The sequence below is a fragment of the Mycobacterium sp. genome, assembly GCF_049585075.1.
In the GTDB taxonomy this organism is placed as follows: domain Bacteria; phylum Actinomycetota; class Actinomycetes; order Mycobacteriales; family Mycobacteriaceae; genus Mycobacterium.
In genome coordinates this window covers 1-8,368 of sequence record NZ_JBAUZA010000097.1, presented here as the reverse complement: position 1 = coordinate 8,368, position 8,368 = coordinate 1, and the positions used below count along the sequence as shown (strand labels likewise).

Genomic DNA, 8,368 nt, shown 5'->3' with positions numbered 1-8,368 from the left:
GCCAATCCGAGGCAGCGCCGGCCGGTCGCGCCAGCTGCGCCACACCGAATGCCGAAGCGACACAGTCGGCGACGCCGCGTGCGCTCGACCGCGTTACCGCGATCGGGACTCCGGAAATCCGGCTTGCCAGCTCGACGTAGCTGTCGAAGTCCAGCCCCGCGATTACCCCGGTGCCGAAGGCGTCGGCGGCCTTGGCCAATGCGGCTTCGCGTTGTTCCGCCGGCAGTGGTCGGGTGTTGTGTTGCGCGCTGACAGTGCGCGAGACATACAGCGGCGGCACGATGCTGAGATCGACCACCGCCACACCGGCGGTGGTCGTGACGATTTCACGGTTGCGGGTCTGGTACGCGCCGTCGGGGCCGAGCGCGTCGATGCGCATCAGTAGACGCCTTCGATGACGGGCTCGCCTTCGAAGGCGGCGACGGGCTGTACCTCGCTGAGCGAATCGCCCACTTGGCCTTCGAGTCCCGGCAGCCGGATGGCACTGTCGCGCTCCAGGTTGTTCGGCAGGAACATGCCCTTGCTGAGATGGTTCATCACGACCTGTCCGCGTTGACCGTAGGGCACTTGCTCGCCGGTGTCAGGATCCACCACCGAGAACACCACGTATGGCGTGCGCGGATCGAAGACGAAGGGGGCGTCGTCGTCGCTGTGGCGAGTCATCGCTTGAGAGAGAATCATGGTGCTGCCGAACACCATCGTGATCGTTGTATTCGGGAAGATCTCGCGGAGCAAGTCGAGCGTATCGACGTCCACATGGGCACCACTGAGCAGCGTGAAGTGAATCTTGTCGTTTACCAGGTTCGCCAACTGGTCGTTACGGGCGATGGCCTCGAGCAGCGGCGGAGTGGTGTGCAGGTTCGCGACGTCCTGGGTCTGCAGAATGTGCGCGGTCTGCTCGATCAGATGGTCGACGTACGCCGACACCTCGGCAGTGGCTGCTGCGGCCGGGCGGGCGGCAATCTTCTTGACCCAGCGAGGATCCAGGTCGATCGCGTGGAAAACCGAGCCGAGGCGCTCGGAGACCAGACGAGAAAAATAGCCCACCCCGTGCGGCCCGCTCGGCATCATGCAGACGAAGCCGCGCCCAGGCAGAAAACCGCCGTTGGCGAAGTCCTCGGTTTGCCATTGGATGACTTGTTCGATCCAATCTGGCAGCTGCACAGTCCTTTTGGGTGCACCTGTGGTGCCGCCGGACTCGAAGAGCTGCGGCAGCGGCGACCGGGACCCATATCCGCGGGGGATCAGCTGCTCGACGGGAACGTTCCGCAGCTCGTTCAGCAAGTTGGGGAACAGCCGCAAGTCGGTGAACGTGTTGACATCGGTCAGCGGGTTGAAGTTCAGCGTGCGCGCCGCCTGTAACCAGAACGCGCAGCCGGTGTGTTCGCCGAAGTGCCAGGCGATCGCAGCACGTAGGTACGCTTCAGGGTCGTCGATCGGCGCCGACCGCGGAACATCCAGCAACGAAAAGTCGATGTCGGCCATACCACCGATCATGTCGCAGGCCAGATCGCCCGAGCAATGCGCCGCGGCGAATCCGCCTTATGGGGAATGGTTTTCGTGCATGGTTAACCCTACATAGGCGCAGAATTCTCCGGCTCGACACGTCCAAGCCGACCCTCTCCGACCGCTGATATCGCATGCGGTTTCTTTCGCAAAGCAGGTCTGCCCCTAGGTCGCGATACTGCTGTGACGCCTGAAACGCCGTAACGAAACCACATGCCCGGGCGACAATTGGGTAAACTAGCGCTGGCTAATTGATGAATCAAAGATGAACGTGAGGTTAAGCATGCAGGTCAGAGCCCACATGCCGAGGACCGAGACGCTATCTCGATGTCCGCAGATGGCTGCTTCGAACCCGCCCTCCGTGGTCCTGGATAGCGCGGTCGACACTGCGGACCACGTGAGTGCGATCGACTTCATCAACCGGGTCAACTGGTTATTCGACGCCTGGGACGTCGACGGGATGGTCGAAGCGTTCCTCCCCGACGGCGTCACGCACCACACCCACGGCACCGTCCGTGGCCGGATCGAGACGCGGCGATTCTTCCAAGCGCAGTACCCCTACACCGTCCCCGGGGTGAGCCGGCACGCTACCAACCCGATCGTCGACGCCGACGGCGACGACGGAGTGATCGTCCGCTACCACAACCTTCTCGTCCGCTATGCAGCAGAGGCATCTTCGCCCAAGATCGTCCAAGGTCAAGTCGTCGCTACCCCCGCGGACATGCCCGCGCTTTGGGTCTATTCAGCGATGACGGATCGCTTGCGGCGCACCGAGCACGGATGGCGAATTTTCGAACGGCGCGTCGGGCCGACATCGATGAACGACCGCTTAACCCCCGGCGCTTCCAACTCCGGGTACATGGATCCGTACCTGTCGCCGGCCGCAGCCTGGTGATCTGACTGCCTCAACCATCAAGCTGCGGCTGCACCAGCAAAGGTGGGTATAGGTAGACCAGAAGTAAGCCGATGCCGACACCGAAGAGGCAACCGCGTGATGAATGTGGCAGCAAAAGCCATCGATCTGCTCGCCAACCCGGCGCGGGTCTCCAATCTGGACAAGCTGCGCAGCGCGATTTCCGGCAAGACCGTCCTGGTCACCGGCGCGTCGTACGGCGTCGGCGAGGCGACGGCTCGCAAGGTCGCCGCAGCAGGAGCCACCACTCTTGTCGTCGCGCGGTCGGCGGACAAGCTGCAGGAGCTGGTTGCTTCGATCAACGCGGGCGGCGGAAAGGCAGTTGCCTACCCAACGGACCTAACCGATGAGGCCGCAGTCGGAGTGCTGACGGAGACGATCGGCAAGGAGCACGGCGCCTTGGACATCGTGGTGAGCAATGCCGGCAAGTCGCTGCGCCGCTCGCTGCACAATCAGTACGACCGCCCCCACGACTTTCAGCGCACCATCGGCATCAACTACCTCGGTCCAATCCAGCTGCTGCTGGGTGTCCTTCCGGCCATGCGTGAGCGGGGCCACGGGCACATCGTCAACGTCTCGAGCGTCGCTGTGCGTGTCCCGCCTGGACCGCAGTGGGGTGTCTACCAGGCATCCAAGGGGGCGTTCGACCGCTGGCTGCGCAGCGTGGCTCCGGAATTACACGCGGACGGTGTCGACGTCACCTCTGTCTACTTCGCGCTGGTCCGCACCAGGATGATCGAGCCCACACCGGTGCTGAGCAAACTTCCGGGGCTAGATCCCGATGAAGCCGCCGACGTCATCGCGAAAGCGATCATCCAACGACCGCGGACACTCGCGCCGCCATGGGTTGGGCCGGTCGAGCTTGCATCGGTGCTGTTGGCCGGGCCCGCGGATCGTGCCGCGCGGATCTGGTACCGCAGATTCTTCAAAGAGTCCGCCGGCGACTGAAACCACCGATGACCGAAAAGGTAACCACGACCGCGGCTCGGGCGTTGCTGCGCTCTGGGCTTCTCAGCCCGCCAAACCCCGCAGCACTGGTCCGGCTGATCGGCGAAGGAGGACGCGGCGGCACCAATCCCTACACCTTGCTGGCGGTCGCGGCGGCTCGTTGGCCCAACAGGGCGGCGATCATCGACGACGAGGGCACGCTGAGTTACCGAAAGTTGCAGTCGGAAACCGAAACTCTCGCCGCTCAACTCATCGATGAGGGCGCCGCCCCCGGGCAGGCGGTGGGCGTCATGTGCCGCAACGGTCGGGGCTTCGTTCGTGCGGTGTTCGCCGTGGCCCTGGTCGGGGCTGATGTCGTACTAGTCAATACGGACTTTCGCACCGACGCGCTGGCGGCCGCGTTGAGCGCCCACCAAATCCACATGATGGTCTCTGACGCTGAATTCGCCGATAAGGTGCACGCGGCCGATGATGCGGTCACTGTTGTCGACGCTGCGCCGGGCACGGCGCGCAACCGTGGTCCGCGGCCCAAGGTGGCCGCGTCTGGGCGGATAATCCTGCTCACGTCGGGCACCACCGGCAAACCGAAGGGTGTTCCCCGCGCCCCGCGGATGCGCTCAGCGGTGGGTGTCTGGGTGACCATTCTGGATCGCACCCGGCTGACAGCCGGGTCGCGAATCTCGGTGGCAATGCCGATGTTTCACGGACTGGGGCTCGGCATGCTGATGTTGACCCTCGGTCTCGGCGGCACCGTACTCACCCATAGCCATTTCGATGCAGAAGCCGCACTCGCGCAAGCGTCGCTTCATCGCGCCGATGCGTTCACGGCGGTGCCTGTCGTGCTGGCACGCATCCTCGACCTGCCCGACGATGTGCGGGCGCGATACCCGGTGCCGACGCTGCGGGTCGTGATGTCAAGCGGGGATCGGCTCGATCCCAGCCTCGCGCAACGGTTTATGGACAGCTATGGCGACATTCTCTACAACGGCTACGGCTCAACCGAGGTCGGAATCGGCGCGCTGGCGACGCCCACCGACTTGCGGCACGCCCCAGAAACGGTCGGCAAGCCGGTCGCTGGCTGCCCGGTACTGATCTTCGACGACAACGGCCAACCCGTTGGACCAGATGTCACCGGACGGGTATTCGTCGGCGGCGAGCTAGCGTCTGAGGGTTACACCGGCGGCGGCGCCAAAGCCGTCGTCAACGACATGACCAGCACCGGCGACATGGGCTATCTCGATGATTCGGGTCGGCTGTTCATCGTTGGCCGCGAAGACGACATGATCATTTCCGGGGGAGAGAACGTTTACCCGCGTGCGGTTGAAAACGCGCTCGCCGAGCACCCGGACGTTGCCGACAACGCCGTCGTCGGCGTGCCCGACGAGCGGTTCGGTCACCGGCTGGCGGCCTATGTGGTGCCGCGCCCGGACAGCGACGTGGACGAGGATGCACTGCGAGAGTACTTGCAGGACAGGGTATCCCGCTTCGAACAGCCCAGAGATATCCATTTGTTGACCAGCCTGCCACGGAATCCGGCCGGCAAGGTGTTGCGAAAGGAGTTGCCCGGCTAGGCGGCAGCTCAGCGCTGAAACGGCCGCCAGCCGCCTTCCGGCTGGGCGAGACGGTCCGCGATCACCGACAGCGTCTGCACATTGTGGCCGTAACCGAGGTGACTGCTGCGCACCTCGATGTTCTCGGTCTGCGGTGCGGGCAAGCTGGTGCAGCACTCCCACGCCACAATGCCGTCGCTTTTGCTGTAGATGCAGGTCGTCGGCACGGACAACGGTTGGTCTCGGCGTCGCTGCGCGGCTTCGGAGACCGCGTCGGTGGCCTCGCTGCCCCGGTTGACCAACCGCCACACCGTCCACGCGGTGCTGGCGCGATGGTTGCCGCGGAACGGGGATCCCAGCGTGATCACCGACCGGACATCGTCGGGGAAAGCGCGCGCCAGTTCCCGGGCATAGATACCGCCGGCACTCCAGCCTATGATGCTCACATTCCGTCCGTCGGCTCGTTCTCGGACGTGGTGCAGGCGAGCCGGCAGCGTCTCATTCATGCTGGCGCGGTATCCCATGTTGTAGCCCAGGCCCCAGTCGTAGACCCGATAGCCCAAGCGGCGCAAGACATCACGCAGAAACCGCGTCGAAAATGGTCCAGCCAGAAATCCCGGGATCACCAGAACTGGATGGCCGTCACCGCGTGGCCAGTTGGCGATTCGTGGGGCAGCCGCCAAAGCGACGAGATATTCGACGCCGGTGCGCCATTCCAGCAGGCGCAGCAGATGTCCCGGCGGGGCCGCGTTGACGGCATCGGGCAGCGGATCTGATTGCTCGACAATGCGTTCAGCGGGGTCAGGAATAGAAGCCATTCAACGTTTCCTTGTTCTGCTCGGCGACGACGCCGCGCTTCACCTTGAGTGACGGTGTGAGCTCGCCGCGGTCGACGGAGAGCTCGTGGTCAAGTAGAGCCCACTTCTTGATGGTTTCCCACCGATTGAGGCTGGCGTTGAGTTTCTTGACGTGTTCATCGATCATCTCGTGCACAGCATCGGATTTCGTGAGCTCCTCGTAGTGCGTGTCGCCCAGCCCGTGGTCTTTGGCCCACCCGCCGATCGAGTCCGAATCCAGCGTGACCAGGGCGGCAGCGAAATTGCGTCCCTCGCCGAACACCATGAACTGGCTGGCGTACGGGCACAGCGTCGCGAATTTCGCCTCGATCGCCGGCGGCGCGACGTACTTGCCGTTGGACAGCTTGAACAGTTCCTTGATCCGGCCGGTGATCTTCAGGAATCCGTCGTCGTCGATGCTGCCCTGGTCTCCGGTGGACAGCCAACCGTCCTTGAGCGCCTCGGCGGTGGCCTCGTCTAAGTGGTGGTAGCCGGCCATCACGCACTTGCTACGGAACTGGACCTCTCCGGCGTCGCTGATCCGCACTTCGGTGCCCTCGAACGGCAACCCGACCGTGCCGAGCTTGTAGTTGTCGGGGCGGTTGATGAAGCCGGCGCCCGCCGACTCGGTCAGCCCGTAGCCCTCCAGGATCAGCAGGCCGGCGGCTTCGAACCATTCGGCGATGTCACGGTTGAGCGGTGCGGAACCGGAAATGAAGAACCGGATCCGCCCGCCGAATACGTCGCGGATCTTGGCGAACACCAGTCGGTCGAACAGCCTGTGCTGCAGCCCCAAGTGTGGCCATACGAACTTGCCTTCGCGGCGACGCCGGGCAACTTGTTTGCCCACGGCGAAGGCCCGGTTGAACAGGACGGCTTTGGCGCCGCTCTGTTGTGTGACGACCTTGGAATAGGCCTTCTCGAAGATGCGCGGCGCGGCTCCCATGAATGTTGGTTTGACCACCCCGGTGTTTTCCACGATCTTGTCGACGCGGCTGTCGATCGCGCTGGCGAACCCGCACGCCAGCTGGGTGGAGATCAGCACCTTGCCGAAGGCGTGCGCGAGGGGTAGCCACAGCAGTTGCAGGTCGTCCTCGCCGAGTAGATCCATGTCGTTGATCGTGGCGCCGGTGTACACCCACGCCTCATGCCGCAGCCGCACCCCTTTGGGTTTGCCCGTCGTCCCGGAGGTGTAGATCAGCGTGGCCAACCGGTCGCCGCTGATCTCCTCGGCGGTCGTGCGCACACTGGATGGATGCTCGGCCAGGTGCTTGGCGCCCATTGCGGCGAGGTCATCCAGGGTGATCACCCAGTCGCCGTCACCAGTCCCGTCGAAGATCACCACCTTGGCGAGGTTGGGTAAGTCGCTGCGGCGCTCGGTGAGCTTGTCCAGCTGCTTGTCGTCCTCGGCGAAGACAATCTTCGAGTCGGAGTCGGCGAGGATGTAGGCGGTGTCCTCGGCGTTGGTGCTGGGATAGACGGTGGTGGTTGCCGCGCCGGCGCACATGATCGCCAGGTCAGCCGCGATCCACTCGAATCGGGTGGTCGACGCGATGCCGATCCGATCCTCGGGCGCGACGCCCAGCGCCAGCAGGCCGGCTGCCAGGGTTTCCACCCGCTCGGCGGCCTGTTTCCAGGTGACCGAAACCCACTTGCCGCCCTCCGGGTAGCGGAACGCTTCCCGGTCTGGCGATGCCTCGACGCGGTTCAAGAACAGCAGCGCCAGATTCGGCGCTTGGGTTCCGGTCGGGCTAAGACTCGTCTGGCTCATCGAACTTCCTTTGTGCTCAGCAACGCCCGCAGCATCTGTTGCGTGGCGACCCGCTGCGCCCGGCTGCGCCGCGCTTGCGATCGCCATGTACCGATCTTGCTGGGAAGGCGCATCCTTAGATGGCCAAAACGTGAATTTGCCCGCCGACAGGTCTCACGCCTCGTCGGCCTCGGCGATTCCGGCGGTTTTGGCCAACCAGTTCGGTGCGAGCACCGATAGGCCGGTCGCAGCTGCGGTGGCGCCGGCCACTCCGGTCCAGGCGACCGGTCCGAGCGGCGTGCAGCCGAAGAAGTGGCTGACGCCGGGAGTCTGGACGATCGCGACCAAAACTACGGAGCTGCCCAGCGCGGTCGCCACCACCAGCGGGCTGTGCCGCCGGGCCAGCAACGTTTGGGCCAGCTGCGTCGTCACCAGAGCGGTCAATCCCATTGTTGCCGTGCGTCTTTCGGTGCCCGGAGTCCACCGCCCGATGGCCCATGCCGCGGTTGCACCGGCGGCTGTGACGGCGCCGCGGGTGACGATCTGCCGCATCAGCGGGGCGTCCAATGAAGGTGTCGGCGCGGTGAGCACCGATCGTTGATAGGCCCGCCGGGCCTCGTCGGCCTCTTCCTCGGTGTCGTATTCGTCGGCCTCAGGTTCATCGAACTGCGGGGTGACGGCGACCGCGAGCGCGGGGAACATGTCGGTCAGCAAGTTCACCAGCAGCAGTTGACGAGTTCCCACCGGCGCCCGGCCGCTGCCGAATGCCGTACCGATGATCGTGAACAGCACCTCGCCGACGTTGCCGCCGACCAGGATCGTCACCGCGTCGCGGACACCGGCCCACATCCCCCGGCCCTCGACC

The 8,368-nt window shown here is 64.6% G+C and carries 7 protein-coding genes and 1 pseudogene; 3 read left to right on the top strand and 5 right to left on the bottom strand.

The window, feature by feature from the left end:
* Both WB785_RS04445 and WB785_RS04440 read right to left on the bottom strand, forming a co-directional pair.
* Positions 1-379 (bottom strand): annotated as a pseudogene (locus WB785_RS04445) (aldehyde dehydrogenase); the annotation flags it as partial.
* Positions 379-1,485 carry an AMP-binding protein gene (locus tag WB785_RS04440; protein WP_424077479.1) on the bottom strand — a complete coding sequence of 369 codons (1,107 nt, stop codon included), beginning with the start codon at positions 1,483-1,485 and terminating at the stop codon, positions 379-381. The pseudogene WB785_RS04445 and the gene WB785_RS04440, both read right to left, overlap by 1 nt.
* Positions 1,486-1,843: 358 nt before the next feature.
* Between WB785_RS04440 and WB785_RS04435 the strand changes: the two genes are divergently transcribed.
* The 3 genes from WB785_RS04435 to WB785_RS04425 all read left to right on the top strand — a co-directional run bounded on the left by WB785_RS04435 (position 1,844) and on the right by WB785_RS04425 (position 4,938).
* Positions 1,844-2,401, top strand: a complete 558-nt coding sequence (locus tag WB785_RS04435) for a nuclear transport factor 2 family protein (protein WP_424077478.1) — start codon at positions 1,844-1,846, stop codon at positions 2,399-2,401.
* A 99-nt stretch (positions 2,402-2,500) separates the two neighbouring features.
* Positions 2,501-3,367, top strand: coding sequence for an SDR family NAD(P)-dependent oxidoreductase (locus tag WB785_RS04430; RefSeq protein WP_424077477.1), 867 nt, complete (start codon positions 2,501-2,503; stop codon positions 3,365-3,367).
* 8 nt (positions 3,368-3,375) lie between these two features.
* A complete protein-coding gene (locus WB785_RS04425) occupies positions 3,376-4,938 on the top strand; it encodes an AMP-binding protein (protein WP_424077476.1) in 1,563 nt (520 codons plus the stop codon).
* 8 nt (positions 4,939-4,946) lie between these two features.
* On the opposite strand, the gene WB785_RS04420 is transcribed toward WB785_RS04425, so the two are convergent.
* The 3 genes from WB785_RS04420 to WB785_RS04410 form a co-directional block, all read right to left on the bottom strand.
* Entirely contained in the window at positions 4,947-5,735 is a 789-nt protein-coding gene (locus WB785_RS04420; protein WP_424077475.1) for an esterase/lipase family protein, read from the bottom strand.
* Positions 5,719-7,524: an AMP-dependent synthetase/ligase gene (locus WB785_RS04415; RefSeq protein ID WP_424077474.1), complete on the bottom strand. Its 1,806-nt coding sequence runs from the start codon at positions 7,522-7,524 to the stop codon at positions 5,719-5,721. The genes WB785_RS04420 and WB785_RS04415 overlap by 17 nt, the downstream gene beginning before the upstream one ends.
* A gap of 153 nt (positions 7,525-7,677) precedes the next feature.
* On the bottom strand, positions 7,678-8,368 hold a 691-nt coding region (locus WB785_RS04410), incomplete at its 5' end, for a cation transporting ATPase C-terminal domain-containing protein (protein WP_424077473.1).

Excerpts from the sequence above, each read along its gene's own strand:
- WB785_RS04440 (WP_424077479.1), bottom strand. The coding sequence starts at position 1,485 with ATGGCCGACATCGACTTTTCGTTGCTGGATGTTCCGCGGTCGGCGCCG.
- WB785_RS04435 (WP_424077478.1), top strand. The coding sequence starts at position 1,844 with ATGGCTGCTTCGAACCCGCCCTCCGTGGTCCTGGATAGCGCGGTCGAC.
- WB785_RS04430 (WP_424077477.1), top strand. The coding sequence starts at position 2,501 with ATGAATGTGGCAGCAAAAGCCATCGATCTGCTCGCCAACCCGGCGCGG.
- WB785_RS04425 (WP_424077476.1), top strand. The coding sequence starts at position 3,376 with ATGACCGAAAAGGTAACCACGACCGCGGCTCGGGCGTTGCTGCGCTCT.
- WB785_RS04420 (WP_424077475.1), bottom strand. The coding sequence starts at position 5,735 with ATGGCTTCTATTCCTGACCCCGCTGAACGCATTGTCGAGCAATCAGAT.
- WB785_RS04415 (WP_424077474.1), bottom strand. The coding sequence starts at position 7,524 with ATGAGCCAGACGAGTCTTAGCCCGACCGGAACCCAAGCGCCGAATCTG.